Annotated in this window: 21 protein-coding genes; 8 read left to right on the top strand and 13 right to left on the bottom strand. The window is 68.1% G+C overall.

Annotated elements, in window-relative coordinates; genetic code table 11:
• Window positions 1–24: 24 nt before the first annotated feature.
• The 5 genes from I7X12_RS18535 to I7X12_RS18515 form a co-directional block, all read right to left on the bottom strand.
• Entirely contained in the window at window positions 25–891 is an 867-nt protein-coding gene (locus I7X12_RS18535) for a bactofilin family protein (protein WP_198061497.1), read from the bottom strand.
• Window positions 888–2228, bottom strand: a complete 1341-nt coding sequence (locus tag I7X12_RS18530; protein WP_198061496.1) for an MFS transporter — start codon at window positions 2226–2228, stop codon at window positions 888–890. The genes I7X12_RS18535 and I7X12_RS18530 overlap by 4 nt, the downstream gene beginning before the upstream one ends.
• Before the next feature lie 79 nt (window positions 2229–2307).
• Complete coding sequence (locus I7X12_RS18525; RefSeq protein ID WP_198061495.1) at window positions 2308–3855, bottom strand: alkaline phosphatase family protein; 1548 nt, start codon at window positions 3853–3855, stop codon at window positions 2308–2310.
• Between the two features lie 110 nt (window positions 3856–3965).
• On the bottom strand, window positions 3966–5030 hold the full coding sequence (locus tag I7X12_RS18520) for a lysylphosphatidylglycerol synthase transmembrane domain-containing protein (protein WP_198061494.1): 1065 nt from the start codon (window positions 5028–5030) through the stop codon (window positions 3966–3968).
• On the bottom strand, window positions 5027–5905 hold the full coding sequence (locus I7X12_RS18515) for a polysaccharide deacetylase family protein (protein ID WP_198061493.1): 879 nt from the start codon (window positions 5903–5905) through the stop codon (window positions 5027–5029). Before I7X12_RS18515 ends, I7X12_RS18520 begins: the two co-directional genes overlap by 4 nt.
• 166 nt (window positions 5906–6071) lie before the next feature.
• Between I7X12_RS18515 and I7X12_RS18510 the strand changes: the two genes are divergently transcribed.
• Together I7X12_RS18510 and I7X12_RS18505 are read left to right on the top strand one after the other, a co-directional pair.
• Window positions 6072–7145 carry a DUF2304 family protein gene (locus I7X12_RS18510; RefSeq protein WP_198061492.1) on the top strand — a complete coding sequence of 358 codons (1074 nt, stop codon included), beginning with the start codon at window positions 6072–6074 and terminating at the stop codon, window positions 7143–7145.
• Between the two features lie 81 nt (window positions 7146–7226).
• A complete protein-coding gene (locus tag I7X12_RS18505) occupies window positions 7227–8327 on the top strand; it encodes a sulfatase-like hydrolase/transferase (protein ID WP_198061491.1) in 1101 nt (366 codons plus the stop codon).
• Between the two features lie 68 nt (window positions 8328–8395).
• Here the strand turns inward: I7X12_RS18505 and I7X12_RS18500 are convergent, their stop codons facing one another.
• Entirely contained in the window at window positions 8396–9802 is a 1407-nt protein-coding gene (locus tag I7X12_RS18500; protein WP_198061490.1) for a sulfatase-like hydrolase/transferase, read from the bottom strand.
• Window positions 9803–9953: 151 nt separating this feature from the next.
• Here I7X12_RS18500 and I7X12_RS18495 point away from each other — a divergent pair, with 151 nt between their 5' ends.
• Both I7X12_RS18495 and I7X12_RS18490 read left to right on the top strand, forming a co-directional pair.
• Complete coding sequence (locus I7X12_RS18495; protein ID WP_198061489.1) at window positions 9954–10958, top strand: glycosyltransferase; 1005 nt, start codon at window positions 9954–9956, stop codon at window positions 10956–10958.
• Window positions 10959–11008: 50 nt separating this feature from the next.
• Complete coding sequence (locus tag I7X12_RS18490; protein WP_198061488.1) at window positions 11009–12388, top strand: sulfatase; 1380 nt, start codon at window positions 11009–11011, stop codon at window positions 12386–12388.
• On the opposite strand, the gene I7X12_RS18485 is transcribed toward I7X12_RS18490, so the two are convergent.
• A complete protein-coding gene (locus I7X12_RS18485; RefSeq protein WP_198061487.1) occupies window positions 12385–13278 on the bottom strand; it encodes an alkaline phosphatase family protein in 894 nt (297 codons plus the stop codon). The genes I7X12_RS18490 and I7X12_RS18485 overlap by 4 nt on opposite strands.
• A 133-nt stretch (window positions 13279–13411) precedes the next feature.
• Here I7X12_RS18485 and I7X12_RS18480 point away from each other — a divergent pair, with 133 nt between their 5' ends.
• Window positions 13412–14830: a lipopolysaccharide biosynthesis protein gene (locus I7X12_RS18480; protein WP_198061486.1), complete on the top strand. Its 1419-nt coding sequence runs from the start codon at window positions 13412–13414 to the stop codon at window positions 14828–14830.
• A gap of 70 nt (window positions 14831–14900) precedes the next feature.
• Here the strand turns inward: I7X12_RS18480 and I7X12_RS18475 are convergent, their stop codons facing one another.
• Window positions 14901–15761 carry a TrmB family transcriptional regulator gene (locus tag I7X12_RS18475; RefSeq protein WP_198061485.1) on the bottom strand — a complete coding sequence of 287 codons (861 nt, stop codon included), beginning with the start codon at window positions 15759–15761 and terminating at the stop codon, window positions 14901–14903.
• 88 nt (window positions 15762–15849) lie between these two features.
• Between I7X12_RS18475 and I7X12_RS18470 the strand changes: the two genes are divergently transcribed.
• On the top strand, window positions 15850–16026 hold the full coding sequence (locus tag I7X12_RS18470; protein WP_198063947.1) for a hypothetical protein: 177 nt from the start codon (window positions 15850–15852) through the stop codon (window positions 16024–16026).
• 135 nt (window positions 16027–16161) lie between these two features.
• The gene (gene aglJ / locus I7X12_RS18465) at window positions 16162–17232 is read left to right on the top strand and encodes an S-layer glycoprotein N-glycosyltransferase AglJ (protein WP_198061484.1); all 1071 of its coding nucleotides are present in this window, start codon (window positions 16162–16164) and stop codon (window positions 17230–17232) included.
• 35 nt (window positions 17233–17267) lie between these two features.
• Here aglJ and I7X12_RS18460 read toward each other — a convergent pair whose 3' ends face one another.
• Entirely contained in the window at window positions 17268–17597 is a 330-nt protein-coding gene (locus I7X12_RS18460) for a DUF5789 family protein (RefSeq protein ID WP_198061483.1), read from the bottom strand.
• Between the two features lie 178 nt (window positions 17598–17775).
• On the opposite strand from I7X12_RS18460, the gene I7X12_RS18455 reads away from it, so the two are divergent.
• On the top strand, window positions 17776–19476 hold the full coding sequence (locus I7X12_RS18455; RefSeq protein WP_198061482.1) for a rhomboid family intramembrane serine protease: 1701 nt from the start codon (window positions 17776–17778) through the stop codon (window positions 19474–19476).
• A gap of 27 nt (window positions 19477–19503) precedes the next feature.
• On the opposite strand, the gene I7X12_RS18450 is transcribed toward I7X12_RS18455, so the two are convergent.
• The 4 genes from I7X12_RS18450 to I7X12_RS18435 form a co-directional block, all read right to left on the bottom strand.
• The gene (locus I7X12_RS18450) at window positions 19504–20163 is read right to left on the bottom strand and encodes an METTL5 family protein (RefSeq protein WP_198061481.1); all 660 of its coding nucleotides are present in this window, start codon (window positions 20161–20163) and stop codon (window positions 19504–19506) included.
• Window positions 20164–20299: 136 nt separating this feature from the next.
• Window positions 20300–21367: a hybrid sensor histidine kinase/response regulator gene (locus tag I7X12_RS18445; protein ID WP_198061480.1), complete on the bottom strand. Its 1068-nt coding sequence runs from the start codon at window positions 21365–21367 to the stop codon at window positions 20300–20302.
• A 1-nt stretch (window position 21368) separates the two neighbouring features.
• Window positions 21369–21812 carry a response regulator gene (locus tag I7X12_RS18440; protein WP_198061479.1) on the bottom strand — a complete coding sequence of 148 codons (444 nt, stop codon included), beginning with the start codon at window positions 21810–21812 and terminating at the stop codon, window positions 21369–21371.
• Window positions 21809–24172, bottom strand: coding sequence for a PAS domain S-box protein (locus I7X12_RS18435; protein WP_198061478.1), 2364 nt, complete (start codon window positions 24170–24172; stop codon window positions 21809–21811). Before I7X12_RS18435 ends, I7X12_RS18440 begins: the two co-directional genes overlap by 4 nt.
• Window positions 24173–24230: the final 58 nt, after the last annotated feature.

The following is a 24230-nucleotide window of genomic DNA, read 5'->3' as shown; positions in this document are numbered from 1 at the left end:
CCAGGGATCGCGCGGATCACTCCCCTACGCCGGCAGTTCGACGGGTTCGAAGCGGCTGAATCCCAGATAGGAGACCAGAACCGCCCCGACGCCGACGGCCGTGAGGGCGAGCTGGAGCGTCCCTCCAAGCAGAGGGACACGGCCGAGCAGGTCGAGCGCGGCCACGAAGAGGACGCTCCCGGCGGCCGCGGCCAGGTCCGGCCGGTCGACGGGGAGCCGGCGGCCGAGCAGGTAGCCGAACACCGCGTAGGCGTAGGCGACGCAGACGATTCCGGCGAGGACACCGAGGAGGCTCACGGGGATCAACACGAGCGTCAACGCCATGAAGACGACGAGCGCGAGGGCGGTCGCGCCGGTGAGCGCGCCGACGACGCCGCTGACGATGGGGTGGTCGGTCGCCGCCGCGGCCACGTTGTCGAGGAGGTCCGGCCGGCGACGGGCGAACCCGGCGGCCAGCGCCGCGACGAAGAGCCACTGGACGAGTCGCACCGTCAGGGCGGTGACCGGCGAGCGGTCGGTCGCCGTCGGCTCCAGTCGTTCGACCCGCTCCACGCTCGCGCCGTCGGCGACCGTCGGGTCGCCTGCGAGCACTCGGAGCGTGCCGACTACGGCGCCGCCGCTCCCCACCGAGACGTTGGCGCCGACCTGGACCACGTCGCCCTCCACGGTGCCGTCCACGGCGAGACTCCCGCCGACGGCGTACACCGACCCGTCGACGCTTTCGTTCGCGGGGACGGTAGCCGTCCCGCCCGCCACCACGAGCGCGTCGGGCGCCGACTCGAACTCGTGGCTCCCGTCGGCGACCACCTGTAGCGTCGCCGGCTCGCCGCCGAACGCCCCGATCAGCAGGACGGCGAGCACGAGCGAGAGCGCGAGTTCGATCGGATTCACGGCTCACCTCCGGGCGCGTCGTCGTGCGCGCCCCGCTCCGCCCGACCGGTCGTCACCGGTCCGGCCCGCGCGTGTCGGTACACTGCTCGCCCGTACAGCGAGAGCCCGAGCGCCACGAACAACAGGAGCGCGAGCGCGTTCACGAGCGAGAGATGCGAGATCAGCGTGACCTCGGCGTGCTCGAAGTACAGCGCGACGGCGGTGCTGAGGAACGTGGAGAGGAAGCCGGCGAAGCCGACGCCGACCGCCGAGTGGGTGCCGATCGTCGCCGGCGTCGAGAGGTCGGGCCACAGCGCGAAGTTGAGCGTCGTGTAGAAGCTGACCGTCAATGCGTAAAAGATCGGGTTCACCAGCGGCGGCGCGCCGCCAGCCAGTCCCGGGACGGCGGACGCGAGTCGCAGGTCGAACGTGTACAGCAGGTGCGTCAGCGCGAACAGCCCGAACACCCACGCGAACAGCCAGTTCCGGTCGAAGTTCGTGTAGAGGACGCCCGCGGCGACCGCGCCGACGACGTGGACGGCGCCGATGAGCAGGTGGACCGAGAAGTCGGGTGACTGCCAGGCCGAGCGCACGAGCGCGGGCGTCTCGACGATCCGAAGGAAGCCCAGGCTGTCGACGAAGAAGACGCCGAACATCAGCGCGAGCGGCCCGAGGAAGGCGAAGCTGCGGAGTTGGACTGTGTCCGGTCGGCAGAAGCGGCCGACGCCGAACTCGCGGTGATTGTCCGCGACGGCGTCGACGAAGCCGAGGTCGCGGAGGGCGAGGGCGCCGAGGACGACCAGACCGGGAACCATCGCGACCGCCATAACGCGGCTGAACGCGCCGATCGACCACTCCAGCGGGTAGACGTTGCCGGCGAAGTAGGCAACCGCGGTCGCGGCGGCGGCGACGTACCCCCGGTCGCGGACGGGGACGAAATCGATCGTCAGCGAGAACGTCACCGGGAAGCCGACGCCCATCGAAACGGACGCGGCGACGATCCACGCGCCGAACGCCGCCGGGTCGCGGACGTGCGGCGCCGCCATCGTCAGCACGAACTGCACGCAGAGGACGGCGAACAGCGCGCGGAGCTTCGTCCGCAGCTCCCTCGACCAGCCCCGTCGGTCCATCAGGATACCGAATCCCACCGCGGCGGCGAACGTGACCAGCGCGAGCGCGCCCATCCACGCCGAGACCGTCGTGGCGGGGAGCCCCACGAGTCGCGTCCCCAGGTCGATGAGGCCCAGCTGGACGAACGTGATGTTGTAGTAGTAGCCCGCGGCCAGCAGAGTCACGAACAGCCCGTAGCCGACCACCTCGGGCCAGGCTCCCCGACGGACGTACTCGAAGAGCTTCACGCGGTCGTGTTCTCAGTGCGGTCTCAAAACATTTCGCCGGCCGCCGGAAGCGCCGGGCCAGTCAAAGCCCGCGGCGAACTCACTCCATATAGCCGAGTTCGGTCAGCCGGTCGGCCACCTCGTCGGACGGCCCGCCCGCGCGGGCGTCTTCGTGGTCGATCGGCTCCTGCGTGCCCACGTCGGGGTCGTCGGCGAAGATATCGAGCACCTCCCCGTCCATATCGCTCGGGATGTCGACGCCATGAGCGGCGAGAATCGTCGGCGCGATGTCGCGGATGTCGATCTCGGGGATCTCGCCGCGATTTCGGAAGTCCGGCCCGTCGGCGACGAAGATGCCCGTCGGCGTGTTCTCGGCGGCCCAGCGGTCGGGCTCGGTCTGGACGGCGTCGCCGCCCATCCCGTCGTTGACGTGGACGCCCGGCCGCTGGTCGACGACCACGTCCGGACCGATGTCGACGTAGGGGCCGTCGTACACCTCTTCGGCCCGGTAGACGCCGGTGAACAGCGCCTCGCCGTTCTCGTCCGTGACCGCTTCGAGGTCGGCGATGAGCTCCTCGCGCACGGACTCCACGTCGAAGCGCGGGTTGACGTAGACCGGTCCCTGGCCGCTGGCGAGTGCCTTCGTCTGCTCGGGGACGATCAGCTCCATCTTGCGTTCGCGCTTGGCGCCGGCGCTCTGGGGGACGAGTTGCTGGACGCTCTCGGGGACCGTTTCGGCGAGGACGTCGACGAGGCCGAACCGCTTGGCGACAGCGAGCGCGTTCTCGCGGGTCAGCCCCACGCGCTGGAAGTAGTCCTCGACGCCGCCGGCACGGGTGAGATAGCCGTTCTCGGCGAGCCACTCGTTGACGTAGAACTCCGTCGTCGTCGCCGCGGCGCCGTGGTCGGACATGACCACGAGGTTGGTGTCCTCCAGCGCCGCGAGTTCGCCGAGCCACTCGTCGACCAGTTGCCACGCCCGCCTGGTCGGCTCCTCGTCCCAGAAGAAGTGGTGGAGGACGTTCAGGTAAAAGAGGGTGACGTGGGTGAACGCCAGGTCCTCCTCCAGAAAGAGGTCCTTCGCGACCTGCAATCGGAGCTCGAACAGTCGCAGGATCTCGTCGACTTCGGCGCCGCGCTCGTCGTTCGAGGACAGCAACGGGTCGGGATGGACCTGGTAGTCGTAGCGCTCGGCGAGTGTCTCCTCGAACTCGGGCGGGTAGGTGTAGCCGGTGTCGAGCGAGCGGTACTCGCCCTCGACGGCGTCCGGGCCGCCCGAGACGACGTAGCCGCCGATCTCGCGGGGCGGGTACATCGACGGCATGTTGACGACGGCCGCCCGCTGGTCCTCGGCGTCGAGGTAGTCCCACAGCTCGGCGGTCTCGTAGTCGCTCCCGCTCATGATGTCGATGCGCTCGTCCGCCAGGTCGATTCGCTCCCACCAGTAGACGCTGTGCTTGCCTGGATTTTTCCCCGAGGCGTAGCACTTCCAGTTGGGGTAGGTGACCGGCGGGAGGCAGCTGCGGCTGGTGGCATACGTGCCCGACTCGCGGAGGGCGGCGAGGTTGGGAAGGACGCCCTCTTCGATCCAGGGCTCGGTGAGCAGCCAGCTGGCGCCGTCGAGCCCGACGGCGAAGGTCCGCGTCATTGTCGGAATCCCGCGAGGCGGGCGGAAATACATTTCGTTCGTGCGAACGGTAGGCGCTGTATAGGGCGGTCTCCGGGGTCGACCGCGGTACCCGGACGAGCCGGTGCTCGCTACTCGCTGTCCCCGTCGCTACGGGCGAACAGGTCCCCGAAATCGAGGCTCGCCGCCGGGAGCCAGCCCAGTACGGCGGGGAGGTAGACGCCGAAGGTCCGATCGAGCAGGACGACGATCGGTGCGAGCTCGGGGGCGACGCCGAGGGCGACGAGGACGGCAGTCGCCGAGGCCTCCGCGACGCCGACGCCGCCAGGGGTCAGCGGCAGGACGGTCACGCTGTAAGCCGTGACGAGCACGACCGGCAGGAGCGCGGCCGGCGAGAACTCGCCGCCGAGGGCGGTGAGCAACAGCCACACCCGGAGTCCGGGGAAGACCAGCAGCGTCCCCGCCCAGCCCAGCGCGTACGTGCCGACGACCGACGGCGTCGCGGAGAGTCGGCGGAACACGCCCGCAGAATCGGCAGTGAACGACGGGAGCGCGCCAGCGACACCGGCGAGTCGGGCACCTACGCGGGGAACCCGACGCAGGAGACCCCCGAGGTGACTCGCCAGACGGCCGGCGGCGTCCATCCGACGGCCGGCCAGCAGGACGAGCGCACCCGCGACGAGGTAGACACCCGTCGACAGGAGGATGACGAGGAGCCACCCGTCGCCGAGTCTGGGGGCGAAGAGGCCGAGCCCTGCCAGCGCCACGAGTCCGTAGAGGGCGGCGTAGAGGCCTGTGTTGAGGCCCGAGACGCTCACCGCCTCCGCCCAGTCGGCCTCGGTGTAGTGGCGGACGACCAGCGGCGCGACGGAGTGGCCCGACGCCTTGGATGGGACGACGTGGTTGACGAACTTGATTACCAGATCGACGCTGGCGGTCGTCCGCAGGCCCGTCGGCGCGAGCCCGTTCAACAGCGCGTACCACATCGCGAAGCGCGAGCCGAACTCGGCGGCGGTAATCGCGAGGACGCCCGCGATCACGGCGGCGTCGAGCGTCACCAGTTCGGCGCGCGTCGTCGACCAGTCAACGCCGTTGGCGACGTACCAGAAGGCGCCGACCGCGAGGGTCCACTGGACGAGCGAGAGCCCGCGGCGGCGCCAGGACCCGCCGTCCAGGTCGCCCTCGCCATCGCTCACGCTCGGTCACTCCGCACTGTCCGCGTCCCGTCACTGGTCGTCCGTGCACGCGACTCGGCCCCGTCCGCCAGTTCCCGAACGGTGACGAACTCGAACGGTTCGGCGAGGATCCGCCGGACCGCTCGCCGCATGTACGCGCCCGTCCGGACGTATACACGACTGGGCACGCCCTCGACGGCGGGGAGGTCGACGAGTTCCCAGGGGTGGACGTACAGCACCGGCGCGATCCCCCGGCGCGCGAGCAGTCGCATCCCCAGTATCGTGTAGGAGACGCCGAAAAACCGGATCCAGGTGCCCGTCAGCGGGAGGCGCAGGCGCGGCATCACCGAGACGGGAACTTCGACGAGTCCGTCCGGCGCCGTCGGTTCGACCGCCCTCGCGGCCGTCGGGCGCTCGGCGTCGAACTCGCCGCCGTACCAGCCCGGGATCGACCGACAGGCGACGACGCTGGAGTCGTAGTCGTAGCCCGCGTCGGCCAGCGCCTCGAAGTGGTCCGGCCCCATGTCGAACGAGGGGGCGCGGAAGCCGGTGACCGACTCGCCGGTGACGGCTTCGAGGCGCTCTCTCGAACGCGCGAGTTCGTCGCGGCGCTCACCTTCGTCGAGTTCAGAGAGGTGCCGGTGGGTGTGAGTGTGCGAGGCGACCTCGTGACCGGCCGCCGCGATGCGCTCGATCACGCGCGGGTGCTCGTCGGCCAGCTCGCCCACGGTAAAGAACGTCGCCGCCCCGATCGCCTCGTCGAGGGCGTCGAGGAGGGCCGTGACGCCTCCGAGCCCCACCGCCGGCCGGTCGGTCGTTCCACTCGCGCCGCGGTAGGCCGGCAGGTGGGTGAAGTGCTCGAAGTCGACCGAGAGGGCGGCCTGTGGCTGGGACATCGGCGGCTCGACTCACCTCCCGCTTCACTCCCGTCCCACTTGGGTGATGCGGGTAGCGGTCGACGTCCGATAATCCGAGCGACCGTCTGAGTCGCGGACATATCAGTAGAGATATGAACACGGATCGAGGAATATAAACGGCACACACTCGCGAGTACTAGCACGTATGGCAGTGGTTCCCGTCGGGTTCGCTCTCGGTGCCCTCCCGGGGCTGGACAACGAGGCCTTGACGCTGTTGTTCGTCGCTCTGGCGGCGGTCGCGCTCCTGTGGGGGTTCGACCGCTACCGGACGACCTTCTCGAAGGCGGAGTTCGGCCTCGCCATCGCTCTCGCGGTCGGCTTGCTGACCATCGGTCTGGCACCGGGCTTGTACGGTGCGCTGGCGACTGCGTTCAATCTGGAGAGTCGCTTCCTGCTCGTTCAGATCTTCACCAACGCCGCGTTTCTGTTCCTGATCCTCTACCTGATCGGGCGGATCGGTGCGACGCGGTCGGTCGTCAACGAACTCACGCGCGAGCTGGCGGTCGAGCAAGCGCCGCTGGAGGAGCCCCCGGACAGTCGGACGGTCTACGTCGTGATCCCGGCGTACAACGAGGCCGACACCGTCGGCGACGTGCTGGCGTCGCTACCCGACGCCGTCCGCGACCACGACGTGCGGGCCGTCGTCGTCTCCGACGGCTCCGACGACCGGACTCGCCGGACGGCCGAGGCCCACGACGCCATCGTCGTCGAACACCCGCTCAACCAGGGCCAGGGCGGCGCCCTGAAGACCGGCTTCGAGATCGCCCGCAAACACGGCGCTGACGTGGTCGTGACGATGGACGCCGATGGGCAACACCCCGTCGGCCAGCTCGACGCGCTCGTCTCGCCGGTCGTCGACGGCGAGGCCGAGTACGTGATGGGGTCGCGCTACCGCGGCCGCGACCGCTCGGGCAACTCGATGACGCGCCGCGGCGGCATCCGCGCGTTCACGTGGCTCATCAACCGCCTCACCAAGGCGGAGATCACCGACTGCACGAACGGCTACCGGGCCATCCGCGGGTCGCGGCTCGACGAACTGACGCTCACCGAAGAGCGGTTCTCGGCCCCGGAGCTCATCATCGAGGCCCGCAAGAACGGGTTCCGGATCCGCGAGGTGCCGGTCACAATCCGCGAGCGCGAGGCCGGCGAGACGAAGAAGCCGGGGCTGGGCTACGCCGTCGGGCTCGCGCGGACCATCGTCGTCACCTGGATCCGCTGAGCGTCCACCGTCCGCGGATCCATCGGCGCCGATGCCACCGACCAAAAACGTCATCCCGACGCTGGGAGAGTACGCGAACGAATGGACGACATCGTCTTCGTCACCGCCGACTCGGTGCGCGCCGACTACGTCGACGAGATGGAGTTCGTCTCCTCGTTCGACGTCGAGACCGGCATGACGGCCGCCCAGTACACGCGGCCGAGTCTGGCGAGCATCCACGCGTCCAGTTACGAGTCGGTTCTGACGGGGCGGGTGAACGAGCCGACGCTCGCCGAGACACTCTCGGCGGCCGGCTACACCTGCCTGGGGTGCTCTCCGAACCCCAACACCGACGCCACGTTCGGCTTCGCGGAGGGGTTCGACCGCTACGACAGCTTCATCGAGCCCGGCAACCGCGGCAGCGGCCTCCGACAGTACCTCGCTAACTTCGACCTCTTGCGGCGGATCTACTACAAGTTCTACCCGCCCCACGCCAAAAGCGAGAACCGACCGCGCGACCGCGAGGTCGTCGACCAGGCCATCGAGTGGTTCAACGCCGCCGACGGGCCCCGCTTTCTGTGGGTCCACCTCATGGAGACCCACCGGCCCTACGGCGCCGGCGACGACGCCGTCTCCGAGCAACTCGACCAGAAAGCCTTCTTCAAGCCCGAGCAACTGACCGACGCCGAGGAGGCGGAGATCGAGCGCAAGTACTGCGACTCGCTGGAACGGGCCGACGAGAACGTCCGCCACCTCCTCGACGGGATCGACAGCGACGACCCCAAATTCGTCTTCACCGCCGACCACGGCGAGGGATTCGGCGACGAGGGCTACTACTTCCACCAGCCACAACTGCGTCGCGTCGACGACTGCCTGGTCCAGGTGCCGGTCGTCTTCGACGGGATCGACGCCGAGGGCCCGTGCAGCCTGCTGGACCTGACGCCGACCATCGCCGCCAGCGCCGGCGCCGAAGTGGCCGACCGCTGGGACGGCAACGATCTGCTGGAAACCGAGACCGACTACACGATCACGATCGCGCCGTGGCACGAACAGGCGACCGTCCTCTGGCAGGACTTCGAGCGCCGGCTCGTCAGCCGCGACGCCGACGTGACCTTCGAACACCGCGGCGACAAGACCGAAGTCGAGGACGAGGTGCCCGAAGAACTGCAGGGGCAGTTGCGCGACCTTGGCTACGTGGAGTAGCGAGCGGAGCGCGGTCGGCCGAGGTCGCGATCGGTCGAGTTCGGTCTTCCGGGACGACCGACCGCCGGTCAGAGGTAGCCGAGTTCTTCGAGCTGGTCGCGGGTGTGTTCGTCCATCTCCTCGGCGTCAGTGCCGCCGCCTCGGGCCCGCTTGTCGTAGCTCTCGAGGTCTTCGGGGAACGGCGACAGCGCCCACGAGGGCACCTCGACATCGGTCTCAACGCGCTCCTGCCAGGACGCCCGATCGTAATCGATGCGGTGGCGGTAGCGATTGCCAAGCGAGTCCCATTCGAACTTCTCCTCGTCCCGGTAGGCACAGCGGATCATCCGATCCCAGTATTCGTAGTTGGAGGGGTCGTGGGAGAGGCCGAGTCCGATCCGCTCGGCTGGAACGGTCTCGCGCCGAATGTTTGCGACCTCTCCCTCGGCCAGCGCGACGAGCAGTTCGGGGAGGTCGAGGTGTGAGACGTAGTTGTCGACAGTCTCGTCGTAGCCCTCGGGCGGATTGAACACTTCGAGGGGCACGTGGAGGGTCGCGTCGGTAAGCGTGCTGACGTGGCCGAGCAGGTGGTCGTCGGCCTCGGTCCCGAGGTTCTCGCCGTGGTCGGCGGTGACGACGACGGTCGTCTCCCGGTCGGTCCGTTCGTGTATCTCGTCGACGAGCGCGACCAGCCGTCGGTCGAGGTAGTCGATGGCGGTCCCGTACAGCTGCCGGAAGTTCCTGAAATATTCGTCGAACTGCGCCATGTCGTCGGCGTTGTTGATGCCGAAGATGTCGACCTCGTTCGACGACCAGTCGGTCGGCACGCCGTGCAGCGACCCGTCGTAGACGCGGGTGGCCTGCAGCGGCGTGTGTGCCTCCATGTAGTTGGCAAAGACGAACCGAGGACCCTCGCTGTCGTCGACTTGGCTGAGTACTTCGCGGGAGACGGTCGCCGTGCCGTAGTCGTACAGCCGCGGGAGTGGGAGCGGTTCGAGCACGTCGTTGAGCTTCAGGAAGACGCCGTTCAGGACGCTTTTTACGGGGTGTTCGTGGCCGGCGACCGCCCGCAAGAACTCCACGTAGCGTCCGCTGCTATCGCGGTCGGTCTCGCTGAGGAACTTGTCGATGTCCAGCCCGTCGGGGAACAGGGCGTGGCGGGACATGCTGGCGAAGGAGTCGAAGACGCCGTCGAAGCCAAACGGAGTCCCGGCGAAGATGTTGGTACTGGCGCCGCTCGCAGTGTATCCGGGGAGATCCGCGAGGAAGGTGTCCTCCCGACGCAGCCCGGTGAAGTCCACGTTGCGCGCGTGGATACCGTGTTCCGACGGGAGCGTCCCGGTCATCATCGACGCGTGACTGGGCGTGCTCCACGAACTCGCGGCTCGGCACTGCTCGAACGAGAGGTCCGACTTCGCCCGCAGTCGCGGCGCGTGCTCGTCGAAATAGTCCTTCCGGACCGTGTCCAACACGAGCAGTACGACGTTACGGTCCATTGTGCTCGGCAAAGCGGGCCACCTATCTACCGCTTTTGGATCTGTCCGAACCTTGTCGGGCGTTCGATCGACGCGTCCGAGCCTGAAACCGACGTAATTGCGCATTTCCACGGACCACAAGAGTGAAGCCGACCCGCTTGAACGAACGGACATGGACGACGGCGATCCACCCGAGATCTCGCTGCCGACGACGCTGCAGGAGACCGAGGGGCCGCTCGTTTCGGTCGTCACGCCGACCTACGAGGACGCCCGGTACATCGAACGGGCGCTGGAGAGCCTGAGCGAGCAGACCTACGCGAACCTCGAAGTGGTCGTCGTCGACAGCTCCGGGGTCGAGTGGCTCGAGACCCTGCTCGACCCGCTGGAGTGGGCGCGGTACGTCTACGAGCCGCCGAACGGCGTCGCGGCGGCGCGCAACCGAGGCCTCGACGAGGCCGAAGGGGAGGTTATCGCCTTCCTCGACGCGGACGACTTCTACGCGCCCGCGAAGCTCGAACGGCAGGTGGCCGCGCTCGACGGCGAGGCCGACGTGGTCTACTCGAACGTCACCGTGATCGAACCCGACGGCTCGCGGACGGAGCTATCGGCGCTCCCCGTCGAGGACCCCGACCGCCACCACGTGGCGTTCTTCCGGTCCGGCCACGGCGTGCCGACGGTCACCGTCGCGGCTCGCCGCGAGTGCTTCGAGGACGAGCGTTTCGACGAGCGTCTTCAGGCCAGGGAGGACCCCCACCTGTGGGTGCGGCTGTTCCGGAACGGAATCCCCGCGATGATCTTGGAGTCGCTGGCGTTCAAGCGCCGCCGGGCGGATTCGCTGACCGCCGACCCCGACATGATGTACGAGAACGAACTGGCGGCCATCGACGATCTGGTCGAGCGCATCCCCGAATTGCGGTCCTATCGGGTCGAGCGCGAGCGGATGGCCGCCTACCGGTACGGCAAACACCTGTTCCAGGCGGGGCGGACCGCGGAGGCGCGCCGCGTCTTCCTCGACGTGTTGCGGTCCGGCAAGCGCGACGCGCAGACGCTGGCGCTGTTCGGGCTGTCGCTGCTCCCGGCGGGCAACCGGCGGGCGTTCCGGCTGCTGGAGCGGGTCCAGCAGTCCGGGCTGCGGGCGCTCCGGGGCGGGTCCTCGGGGGCGGCGAGCGGTGACTGACCGGGCGGCGAAGCAACAACTATACCATTCTCCGCGGAGTGGGCTCGGGTGTGAATCGCCCGAACATCGTCTGGGTGACGCTGGACAGCGTCCGGCAAGACCACACGTCAATGGCGGGCTACAGCCGCGACACGACGCCGCGGATCCAGCGGATCGCCGACGAACCCGACGGACAGGCCTACCGCAACTGCATCGGCCACTCGAAGTCGACGCTGCCGGCCAGCGGTGCGATCCTCACCTGCACGCCGCCATCGCACAATACCGTCGGGATCACGGGCGAGACGGTGCCCGGCTCGATACCCACGGTCGCCGAACTGCTCTCCGACGCCGGCTATCACACGGCCTGTCTCTCCCGGAACTCCTTCGTCAGCTCCGCGACCGACCTCGACCGCGGGTTCGACCAGTTCCAGTGGCTCGCCGCCTCGACGATCCACCGGGCCGGGCCACGAACGCTGCTGAAGTATTTCTTCAACCTGCGGCGCCACTCGGCGGGGTTGACGACCAACACCGCGAAACACGCCACACCGTTCCTGATGAACGAGGTGGCCAAGCGGTGGCTCCAATCGGCCGCGGACCGCTCCGACCCCTCGTTCTTTTATCTCCACTACAACGAGCCCCATCGACCGTACTACCCGCCGCTGCCGTATCTCGACCGATACACCGACGATCTGGACGTCTCGCCAGCCGAGGCTAGCGAGCGGGCGATGGAGCTGCACTACTCGCAGAAAGAGAGGATCGCTTTCGGTGACTTCACCGGCGAGGATCTCGCGGTCCTGAAAGCGATGTACGACGCCGAGATCGCCTACACGGACGAGATGATCGGGCGGCTGTTCGAGTTCGTCCGGTCGCTCGACATCGGTGAGACGATATTCGTCGTGACCGCCGACCACGGCGAGCTGTTCGGCGAACTGGGACTGCTGGGGCATAACCTCGCGCTCCACGACGGGCTGGTCAACGTCCCGATGATCACCCACGGGCTTGACACGACCGTCGAGTCCGACGATCTCATCCAGCACATCGACGTGATGCGGACGCTGCTGGAGATCGCTGACGCCGACACCGTCTCTACCGACGGGATCGACCTGCGGAGCGGCGAGCGCGACCACGCCTTCTCCCAGCGCGAGGCCGGCCAGTTCGAGCCATACCTCGGACACAACCCCGACTTCGACACCGAGCGGTACCACGAGACGATGCTCACGGCGGTGCGAACGCAGGAATTTAAACACCTGACCAGCGAGAGGAAATCGGAGCTGTTCGAGCTACCCGACGAGGAGACCGACATGGCCGAGGACTACCCTGAGGTCGACGGGGACCTGGCGGCGGTCGCCGAGGAGTGGCTCGACACGACCGCGAAGCCCGTGACCGAGGGAGTAGAGGGGGAGTTTACCGACGCGATGGAGCGCCAGCTAGAGGACTTGGGCTACGTCTAAACGGCGTAGCCGATGTCCTTGAGATGGTCCTTGATCGCCTCCTCGTCGTACTCCAGTTCCGCCTCGGGCGGCTCGGCTACAACCTCCTTGCGGCCACCGTTCGTGTAGATATGCCAGGGCACCTCGACCAGTTCGGGGACATAGATGCCCGAGGGATGGCCGTAACGTTTGACCGGGAGCGGTCGCTCGCGTTCGCCGAGCAGCTCCCCATGGTCAGACGTGACGGCCGTCTTGCCCTGTAACTGCTCGAATAGTTTAGACACGTCGTCGAGCACCATGTCCAGATTCTCCCGGTAGGCCCGCCGGAGCGCCTCGTCGCTGACGCTACTGCGCCTGACCGATTCGTCGAGTGACGAGTGGTACTCGAAGGTCTCGCCGGAGGGGCCGAGATACGGCATGTGGGGCTGGAGGTAGTGAACGATGAGCCGTTTGTCAGGGTGCTCGTGGGCGGCTTCGAGAGCGCGATCGGTGACGACGTCGGGGGGGCAGACCTTCGCCTCGCCGTAGGCCTCGCTCTGGTCGATCAGGCTGACGAACTCGTGGACCTCGGCGTTAAGATCCTGCTGTGCGTGGAGAAACCGGCCGCTCGCGGAGACGTAAACCACGTCGTGGAGCTGTTTGCCCTCAAAGTTGGCTCGGACCCACTCGTGAGTCATACTCGCTCGCGAGCGGCGCTTTTCGAGCGTGCCCGGCAGGTCCGCACGGGCGGCGAACTCGTCGTAGCGACAGGCGTCAAGGATGACAAGGTTGTCCCAGTCGGCGCCGAAGATGTCGACCCCCCGGTCGTGGTACCCGCCGTCGTTGCGGGCGGCGTAGTACCAGCGGTTCAGCTCCTGAAGTGCCATCCCGGGGTCGGTCAGCCCCTTGCGCACCTGATCGAGCGAATACATTTGACCGTCCATGCGTCGTGGGCTGTAATAAGCGACCCCCTTCGGTGTCGCACGGCGCTCCCCGCCCGCGGGACGGGCGCCGGCTCCAGCGAATAGAAGAATACACAAATACCCCCGAGCAACCCTACGCCGAATGGCCCCGAAGCTCGGGAAGGAAGCCGCCCTGCACTTCGCCTCGCAGGCAGTCGTCTCGCTGTCCGGGTTCTTCGCCACCTACGCCATCGCCTCGGTCCTCGGTTCGGCGCCGCTGGGCCGGTACTCGAAGGCCGTCGCGGTGCTGTTCATGGTAATTATCCCCGCGGCGGCCATCGGGGCGGCGGTGACCAAGCGGATGAGCGAGGGGCGCGCGCCCGAGCAGTACTTCGGGGCCGGGGTTGTCCTCATGGGCGGCGCCATCGCCGGCCTGGTCGCGGTGACGCTGCTGGTCGGCCCACACCTTGACCGCTACGTCGGGGCCCCCGTCGCCGTCGAGTTCGCGCTCCTGCTGGCCGCGGCTGGCACGTTCCGGCTCGTCAAGGGCGTCCTCAAGGGCGAGAAGCAGGTCGCGCGCTCCGGGTCGGTCCAGGGGTTCGAACGCATCTTCCGCACCGTCACGCAGGTCGCCCTGCTCCTGCTGGGGTTCGTCGTCACGGGACTGGTGCTCGGGCACGCGCTCTCGCTGTTCGTCGGCTCGCTCGTCGGGCTGTTCGTCGCCCGTTCGTGGCCGCGGATGCCCGACGCTCACCACGTCCGTCACCTCGGCGAGTTCGTCCGCTACTCCTGGATGGGCAAGCTCAAGGGCCGGACGTTCGGCTGGACCGACACCATCGTCCTGGGATTTTTCGTCTCGTCGTCGCTGATCGGCATCTACGAGGTCGCCTGGACGCTGGCGTCGACGCTCATCCTGGTCAGCAACTCCATCGAGCAGACACTGTTCCCGGAGTTCAGCGAGCTCAGTGTTGAGGACGACTACGAGCAGATCCACCACTACCTCAACGAGGGGCTCGTCTTCGCGGCGGTGTTCTCGATCCCGGGCCTCGCGGGGGCGGCGATGGTCGGACCGCGGGTGCTCGCCGTCTACAGCACCGAATTCCGCCAAGGGGCGCAGATCCTCCTGCTGTTGATCCTCGCGCGGCTGTTCGCGGCGTTCGGCGAGCAATTTATCTCCGCGATCAACGCCATCGACCGCCCGGACGTCGCGTTCCGCATCAGCGGCCTGTTCATCGGGGTGAACGTCGTGCTCAACGTCATCCTCGTCTGGCAGTTCGGCTGGATGGGTGCGGCAGTCGCGACGCTGCTAGCGGGCGTCGGCCTACTCGTGCTGGGCTACGCCTCGCTGGCGCGCCTGATCGGTCGACCGGCGGTCCCCTGGCGCGCCTTCGGAGCGCAGTCACTCGCCACGCTCGTGATGGTCGGGTACCTCGCAGCGGTTCTGAAGTACGCTCCCGGCGGGCCAGTCGCTACGCTCGCGCTCGTCGTGAGCGCGAGTGTCGTCTACACGGCCGCACTGTTCGTCGTCTCCGAGCGTATTCGGACAAAGGCCGCCTCGCTCGTGGGCCGGTCGCCGGGGTGACGGGGTGGCCTGGCGGGCCGTCGTGGTACCTGCCGACCGCCTCAAGCGAGTTGCACGCGGGCGGCCCGGCTCACTCCTCGGGGTAGGTCGCGACGCTCTCGTGCTCCCAGATGAGGTCGAAGTACCGCTTTAGCCCGGCGACGAACGCGCCGTTGTCGGTGATGGCGGCCTGGCGCATGTGGTTGGGCACGTCTTCCTCCTCGACGAGGAGGATCGCCGAACCGGTCTCGTAGTCGGGGCTCGGATCCGCGACGTGGCCGCGGAAGGGGAGCTTCCCGGTGGAAAAGCGGATCTCGACCGAAGGGTAGTCCTCGCGGATCCGCTCGACGATCGCCCGCTGGATGGCGGGCTCGTCGCGCGGGTCCGTCGAGAGGAACTCGGGGACGAGCAGCAGGACGGAGATGTCGACGCCCCGGTCCAGGGCGTCGGCGAACGCGGGCTCGACCGAATCGAAGTATTCGAAGCTCTTGGTGACGACGTGTACCTCGTCGACCGCCTCGTGGTAGAGCCGGCGCGTCTCGCGCTCGCTGGGTTCGCCCACGTCGACGACGTGGAACAGCTCTTCTGTGGGAGTCACGTCCTCGCTCGCCCGCTCGTACCGGGGCCGAAACTCGGCGAGGAACTCCTCGCGCAGGTCGTCGATCGCGGCGGCGAAGGTCTCGTAGTCCTGACGGTGGTTCTCGACGGCGCGGTCGAGGATCGCCTCGGGGGGTTTGGGCTGGTACTCCTTGGGACGTCCGGGGATGACCTCGACGAACCCCCGGTCCGACAGCGACTCGAGGACGCCGTAGATGCGGGCCTTCGGGATATCGGTCGCCTCCGCGAGGTTCGGCGCCGTCGTCTTCCCGAGCGAGAGCAACTCCCGCAACGCCGTCTCCTCGTACTCGGTCAGCCCCAGTCGATCGAAGACCGCGCTCCCGTCGCCACTCATTCACCCCCTCGTTCGCCGCGCGGGCTTAAAACGGCCCCGAAAGGTACTTACCTGTCGCTGTCGTGAGTTACTCACAAGCTGAGTAACTATGGTCGAACTCGACAACGCGGACGGCGACGCGGCCGATGTGACGGACGGCGACCGGGCCGAAGAGGAACCGGCCGACGGGGCTGCCCGCGCTGACGCCCACCTCGACGACGTGGCCGACGGCTGTGGCTGCACCGAGATCTGGGAGCACCTCAGCGAGGAGCGGGCCGACGACTGACCGTCCGGCGGCTGGCCGTCCCCGGGGGCGCCGGTCGGCTCGAACCGACCGCCCTGTCGTGGTGACGGGATCGTCCCGCGGTCCCGGCGAGCCCAACGGGGAACCTTTTTCTCCCGCAGCGTCAAAGCGGGGACGATGGAGTACGACGACGTCTGCGTGCTGGTTCCCACGCTGAACGAGTCCGAGACGATCGGGCCGGTCGTCGAGTCGTTCGCAGCCGAGGGGTTCGACGACATTCTCGTAATCGACGGGGGGTCGACCGACGGCACGCAGTCGATCGCCGAGGAGAAAGGTGCGCGCGTCGTCCAGCAACGCGGTTCGAAGGGGAAAGGCCAGGCGCTGCAGGAAGGCTTCGAGCGGACCGACGCGCCGGTCGTCCTCATGCTCGACGGCGACCAGACGTATCGCGCCGAGGACGCCGCGGCGATGCTCGAACCGATCTTCGAGGGGCGGGCAGACCACGTCATCGGTGACCGCTTCGCCGACATGGAGGAGGGTGCGATGACCCGACTCAACGAGTTCGGCAACGGCGTCATCAACCGGGCGTTCTCGATCATCCACGGCCGGGATTACCAGGACATCCTCAGCGGCTACCGAGCGCTGACTCGCGAGAGCATCAGTCGCATCTCGCTGACCGAGGACTACTTCGGCGTCGAGACGGAGATGGCCGTCGAGTGCGTCAAACACAACGTCCGGACGGAGGTCGTTCCGATCCGTTATCTCGCTCGTCCGGACGACTCGGAGACGAACCTCCGACCGTTCCGCGACGGCGCCGACATCATCCTGACGCTGTACAAGATGGCGAAGACGAACAACCCCCTATTTTACTTCGGGAGCGTCGGCACCGTCAGCCTGGTCGTCGGCCTCGTCCTCGGCACGTACGTCGCCGTCGAGTGGATCACGGCCAACACCTCCCACGAGGTGATCGCCTTCCTCGGCGGCCTGGCGATCATCTTCGGCGTACAGCTGCTGATGTTCGGCGTGCTCTCGGACATGATCGTCACGGTCAACCGCGAGCAGACTCGCCAGCTCGAAGACCTCACCGAGCGGCTGACCGCTGACGACGCCCGTGCCAGGGCCCGCGTCGACGGGTCCGAGAGCGCCAACGCAGCCGAGAGCGCGAACGGTGCCGACGGGGCCACGGGTGACCGTCCCCAGGAATCCCCGGCCGGGCAGGAGGCGTCGGCTCCCGAGCGCCGAGGGTGAACGCGGGCGGAACAGACCGCAGCGGACGGCCCGCCTCAGAAGGGGACGAGCCCGCGCAGTTGTTTGAAGATGCTCGTCGACGCGGCCTGGCGCTTGCGCTCGAAGACGGGGTGTAAGGCGTTGAGCAGGTCGTCTTCGGAGTCGAACGACTCCCGGTCCGTCTCGGCCAGCGCTTCGGCGACGGGCATCTCGTTGCCGGCGGCGTCGTACGGGACGGTCGCGTCGCCGAAGTACTCGCGTAGCTCCGCCGCTGTCGCGGGGAACCTCGCGTCCGCGTCGGCCAGTCGCGCGTCGAGTGCCGCGATCCCGAACTCGACGACGTCCGGTTCCTCGTCCACGTCGTTCGACGGTGGCCGAACTCCCATCACCCGACACATCGGCATCGACCTCCGAAAATCCTGCGGCTCGCCCCCTCCGCGAGCAGCCCGTTCGTGGATGGCAGCGGGCCCGCGACACGACCGGGTGCGGGCTTCGGTCCGCGTGACCGCCCGACGGGACCGCCTCGCCACCAAGGATAACTAACCGGCCCCCTTTGTGGCGGTCATGTCGCAGTCGTCGCCCGCGACGGTCGCCGGAGTCGTGGAGGTCGTCCGCGCGCTCGCCCCCTGGCAACAGCTCTTCCTCGTCGTCGCCGTGGCGACCTCCTTCGCCGTCCTCCGCCGGCTCGTCCCCGGCGAGCGCTGGGGCGACCGCCTGCGCGCCCGGTTCGTCCTCGGGGTGCCCTGGGGGACGCTGCTGACCGTCTTCGGCGTCCTGCTCGTCTACTGGGTCGTCCAGGGCGGGTGGGCACGGCCCAACAGTCCGCTGGTGATCCCGTTCCGGTCGTGGTCGTACTTCTACCCGCTCGGTGTGCTCGTCGCCGGCTTCGCCCACAACGGCGTCGGCCACATCACCGGGAACTTGTTGGCCACGGTCGTGTTCGCCCCGGTCGTCGAGTACTACCTCAGCCACTACCCTACCGACCGCGGGTCGGAGTCGTTCGCCTCGCTGCGCACGAACCCGTTCGTCCGCCTGCTCGCCGTCCCCGCCGGATCCGTCGCGATCGGCGTGTTCACCGGCGCCTTCTCGATGGGGCCGGTCATCGGCTTCTCGGGCGTCGTCTACGCCTACGTCGGCTTCGCGATGGTGACCCGGCCGATGCTGGCGGTGCTCGTGCTGGTCTCGGAACGGGTCGTCGACCTGGTCTACCGGAGCCTGCGCAACCCCTACATCACCCGTGAGCCCGGTCCGGGATTTACCTCCCCGTGGTGGGCCGACATCGCTATCCAGGGTCACGCGATCGGGATCCTCGCCGGCGTGCTCGTCGGGATCGCCGTCCTCGCCGTCCGCGAGGAGTATCCGAACCCGCTGTACCTGTGGTTCGCGGCGCTGGTGCTCGGTATCCGACAGTCGCTGTGGGCGATCTACGCGCCGCTGGGGGCCAACAGCTACGCCCTCTTTCGCGCGATCGGCGTCGGTACGATCTTCCTCGCCGCGGCGCTCATCGCGGTCGCCGTCTCGTCGTCGGACCGGTCGCTCGTCCCGAAACTGGACGGGCGGTCGCTCCGCGTGCCCGGGCCCGACGGGTCGGTCGCCGTCCTCGCGGTCGCGCTGGTCGTGCTCTCGTCGTTCGCGGTGCCGTTCGGCTTCTCGACCGTCTCCGGGGAGTTGCCGGCCGACACGGCGACCGTGGAGGTCCGCGACTACACGGTCACGTACGTCGAGGACGAGCCCAACCAGTACGTCTCGCTGGTCAACGAGTACCTCTACGGCGACGCGGCGACGATCCGCTCCAGCGGCGTGGTCGTCTTCAGCGAGGACCGGCGGATCTGGCTCGAAGCGGTCTCGAAGAGTCGACTGGCGTTCCGAGGCTGGGGGCGCGTCCGCGTCGGCGGACTGGGCTGGCGCGAGACGGTGTACGCCGACCGCGAGGGGTGGTCACTGGTCGGGAACGGCTCGGTGTACAAGGTGTCGCTCCGCGAGGCCGGCGAACGGGCGCGGCTCGCCTACGTGAGCGACGCGCGGCGCGCCCGACCGACCATCGACGGCCGCAACGTCTCGATCGCGCCCGTCGACGGCGGGTTCGAGGCGGTCGTCTCGACGAACGGGTCGGTCCTCGGTCGGGCACCGCTGCCCGCGCGCTCCAACGCGACGACCGTCGGCGGGCTGACGCTGAACCGGACCGGTCGCGACCTGATCGCCACGAGCAACCGGACGAGAGTGCAGGTCGCGAGCAAGTCCGTCCCGCAGGCACAACGGGGCTGAACGGCGGCGGCTGCGACGCCTCCGTGGTCACTCCGTGTCGGCCTCAACGTCGTGGGCGTCTTCGGCGTCCCACGCGATCCGGAAGACCTCGACGTCGACCGTCCGCGATTCGTCCTCGTGGAAGTCGAACTGGTGGGGCAAGTCGAGTTCCGCGGCGAAGGCGTGGGTGACGCGGCCGCCGTTGTCGGCGGCGAACGACTCGACGAACGCCTCGCTGCCGGCGTTGTGGACGGAATAGGACACGTCGCCGACCGCGGCGGCCGTCGCGAGGAAGCCCCGGTCGGCGTGTTCGTTGCCCGACTGGGCGCCGAACGGCGGGTTCATGACCACGGTCGTCGGTCCGTCCGGGGCGAGCGGGAGCGCGGTCGCGTCGGCCCGCACCCACTCGACGTCCGCGGCGGCCGCGACGCGCCGTTCGTTGGCCCGCGCGGTCGCCAGCGGCCCGGGGTCCAGGTCGACGCCGACGACACGGTTCGGCCCGCGCAACACGGCACCGAGCGCCAGCATCCCCGTCCCGGTGCCCAGGTCCACGACCGTCCGGTCCTCGATGTCGCCTTGCAGGTCCGCGGTGTGGATCAGGTGCGCCGCGATCTCCGGCGGCGTCCGGTACTGCTCCAGGTCCACCCGCGGGTCCTCGAAGCCCGCGACGACCCCGAGCTGCTGTGCGAGACGGGTCTTCGTACTCACGCTCTCACCTCGCGATGCTCCCGATCGTCCGCGCGCCGCGCCGTGTCGGTCATCCCTCCTAAATTTCTCGGGCGTATGCAAAAACGTTTGTGAATGCCCGAAAGTAATATCCGGTCGAGTCGCACTCGCGGCGGCGTCAGGCCCGCGGCAGTTCGAGAACGAAGGCGGCGCCGCCGCGCTCGCTCTCCTCGGCGCAGACGGACCCGCCGTAGGACTCGACCATCGAGGAGACGAAAAAGAGGCCGAAGCCGGTCCCCGAGGAGGCGGTCCCTTTCTGGCCGCGTTCGAAGAGGTCGTCGCGGCGCGGTTCGGGCACGCCGGTGCCGTCGTCGGCGACGGTCAGCGTGGCGTGGGGCCCCGTGACTTCGCCGTCGACCCTGACGGTCGTCCGACCGTCGGTGTGCTCGACGGCGTTGGTGAGGAGATTCCCGACCACGTCCGACAGCAGGTCGTTCGCCAGCACCTCAGCGTTAGGCACGTCCACGACGATATCGACGCGGTCGCTGAGCGAGCTGACGCGGGCCACCTCCTCGTCGACCACCCGCGAGATCGAGGTCGGTTCCAGCGAGTCGTCGCCGTCGTCGGTCACGGTGTCGAGGATCGACCGGATCTTGTCGGTGAGATCGACGATGTTGCGACCCCACTCGCCGATACTGTGCGCGTAGTCGGTCAGTTCGGGGTCGTCGACCTCCGATTCGAGCATGTCTGCCCGCGCCATCATGACGTTCAGCGCGTTCATCAGGTCGTGCCGGAGCAGGCTGTTGAAAAAGTCCAGTTGCTCGTTGCGCCGGGCGAGCGCCCGCTCGTGTTCGTGACGCTCGATGGCGTAGCGCAGCGACCGGACCAGTCTGTCGGCGTCGATGTCGCCTTTCTCGAGGTAGTCCTGCGCGCCCGACTGGATCGCTTCGACGGCGATCTCGGTCTTCTCCAGGCCCGTCAGCACGATTATCGGCACCTCGGGGTCCATGTCGGTCACCGCGTGGAGCGTCTCGATACCGTCGGACTCGGGCAGGCCCAGGTCGAGCAGGACCACGTCGTACTGGGCCGACCGGAGGCGGTCTCGCCCGTCGGTCAGCGTCTCGACGTGCGTCAGGCTGATCTCGTCGAAGAACGCGGCGACCGATGGGTTGTCGAGGTAGTGTTCGACCAGCTTCGCGTCGCCCGGGTTGTCCTCGATCAGGAGGGTGTCGACTGCTCCGGCCATCTCACTCGGGCGGCATCTTGACGACGGTCAACCAGAAGTCCTCGATGCGCTGGACCACGTCGATGAACCCGTCGAAGTCGATGGGCTTCGTCAGGTAGGCGTTGGCGTGGAGGTCGTAGGACTGGACGATGTCCTCTTCGGCCTCGGAACTCGTCATCACGACCACCGGGATCCGTCTGAGGTCCTCGTCGTCTTTGATCTCGGCGAGGACCTCCCGGCCGTCTTTACGGGGCATGTTCAGGTCGAGTAGTATCAGGTCCGGCCGCGGCTTCTCGGCGTGCTCGCCTTCCTGTCGGAGATACTCGACGGCCTCGACGCCGTCGGTGACGACGTGGAGGTTGTTGATCACGTTGCCCTGTTCGAGTGCTTTGCGCGTGAGTTTGGCGTCGCCGGGGTTGTCCTCCGCGAGGAGGATCTCGACCGGCTGTCCCTGTTGGTCGCTCATTGGTTTGCTCCGCCGGTCGTGGTGACTCGTGATACGTCGTCGTCGGCGTTCTCCTCGCCGACCGCCGGCATCGTGAAGTGAAACGTCGCGCCCTCGCCCGGCGCCGATTCGACCCAGATCTCCCCGTCGTGACGGTGGGCGATGCGCTCGCACATCGCCAGCCCGATCCCGGTGCTGTCGTCCCTGTCGCTGCTCTGTTTGAAGATCTCGAAGATGCGCTCGTGCTGGGACTCGGGGATCCCCTCGCCGTCGTCGGACACCGCGAAGCGCACCCGGTCGTCCTCGCGGGCCCCGTCGACCGCGACGGTCGGCTCGGCCCCGCCGTGCTGGACCGCGTTCTTGAGGAGGTTCTGGAATATCTGTCCCAGCTGGCTCCGGTCGGCCCGCACCGGCGGCAGCTCGCCGACCTCGACGGTCGCCGAGTGGTCGTCGACCAGCAGTTCGAGGCTCTTGCGCGTCTCCGCCACCACCGCCTCGGTGTCGACCTCGACGAACTCCTCGCCCTGGGTGTGGACCCGTGAGTACTGCAGGAGCGCGTCGATCATCTCCTGCATTCGCGTCGCGCCGTCGACGGCGAAGTCCATGTACTCCTCTGCCTCTTCGTCGAAGTGCTCGCCGTACTCCGCCTCCAGCAGCGAGACGTAGCTCGACACCATCCGCAGGGGTTCCTGCAAATCGTGTGAGGCGACGTAGGCGAACTGCTGGAGGCTCTCGTTCGAGCGTTCGAGCTCGCGCTTGCTGGCTTCAAGCTCGCGCTCACGTTCGATCCTGTCGAGCGCGTCGACGGCCGACCGCGCCAGGATCTCCGTGAGATTCCTGTCGTACTCGTCGAAGACGGTCTCTTCGAGCGCGCCGACGCTCAACAGCCCGTGATCACCGATGGGGACCAGAACGACGGTGCCGAAGTCGGCCTCCGGCGCCGCGGGGTTCGCCAGGTCGTTGTAGTTTTCGACGATCGCGAGGTCGCCCGCCTCGAACCGGCCCATCTCGTCGGAATCGTGGCCGATATCGGGGATCCCGGTGGCCTCGGACGCCTCGACGAGTTCCAGCGCGCGGTCGGAGGCGACCAGCGGTTCGAGCCGGTCGTCCTCGGCGTCGTGGGACCAGTAGACGGTGACCGGGTAGCCGACGATAGCGTCGGCGATGTCCACGACGACGCTCGCCGCTTCTCGCTCTGTCCGGGCGTGCGGGAGCTCCTGGGACGCCTGGGCCAGGTCCTGCATCCGATTCTCACGGTCTTTGAGTGCCGACACGTCGCGGCCGACGCCCACGACGAGTTCGATCTCCCCGTCGTCGTCGCGAACCGGTCGGTACCAGGTCTCGAAAGTGAGGTCGCCGATAGTCTGCGTCGCCCGTACTTCCTCGCCGGCGAGCGCACGCTCGGCCGAGCCGACGATATCGGGTTGGTCGGCGTAGGCGTCGAACACCGATTTTCCCTCGAGTTCGCCGGGTTCGAGCCCGAGGGCGTCCAGACCCTTGCCCGCCGAATGCTGGAAGACCCCCTCGGAGTCCAGCGTGAACACGACGACTGGCAGGTTCGAGATCAGCGTCCGCAGCTGTTCGTTGCGCTGTTTCCGCTCGCGCTCGCGCTCGCGTCGTTCGGTGATATCCGCGATACTGACGACGACGCGCTTCAGGTCGCCGTCCTCGTCGAACAGCGGGGAGCCGCTGACGGAGACGACGACTCGTTCGCCGTCCGGGCGCTCGACCGTGAGTTCGCGCCCCTCGATACGCTCGCCGCCGTCGGCGACGGACCGAAACGGCACGCGAGAGGTCTCGAGGGGGTCGCCATCGACCGAGAGGATCTCGATCTCCTCGGGGTTCGCGGGCCCGCCGACGAGTTCCCCGCGGTCGACGCCGAGGATCGCCTCGGCCTGCTCGTTCGTCTTCAGGATGGTACCCTCGGCGCCGTGGATGACGATCCCGACCGGACTGACGTCGAGCAGCCGGTCGAGCATGTCCCGTTCCGTCCGATAGCGCTCCTGGATCGCGCGGTGTTCGGTCACGTCACGGACGAAGGCGAGCACGTACTCCGCTCCGTCGAGCGTCACTCGCTCCAACAACACGTCGACCGAGCGGGTCCCGCCGCTCCCGTCGTCGAGCGTCCACGAGATCGACTCCTGGCCGGTTCGACGGGCGCTCTCGACGAGGCGTGCGGCTTCCTCGTTCGTGTAGCTGTCGGGACTGAACGTCCCGATCTCCGCGCCGACCACCGCCTCCCGGTCGGCCCCGACCAGGGCGGCCGCCGCCTCGTTCGCGTCGAGGATCTCGCCCGTGTCGACGTCGTGCAGAAATATCGGGCCCGGAGCCGCCTCGAACACGTCCCGATAGAGCGCGTCGTCGAACACCTGCTCACCCATACCCGCTCGTCCACGTCCGGCCACAAGGAACTAGCCGTCCGATTACCAGGTATGAGAA

It is taken from the genome of Halosimplex litoreum (assembly GCF_016065055.1).
GTDB lineage: Archaea > Halobacteriota > Halobacteria > Halobacteriales > Haloarculaceae > Halosimplex > Halosimplex litoreum.
Note: the sequence above shows the minus strand (reverse complement) of the source record. Positions and strands in the feature narration are given on the sequence as shown.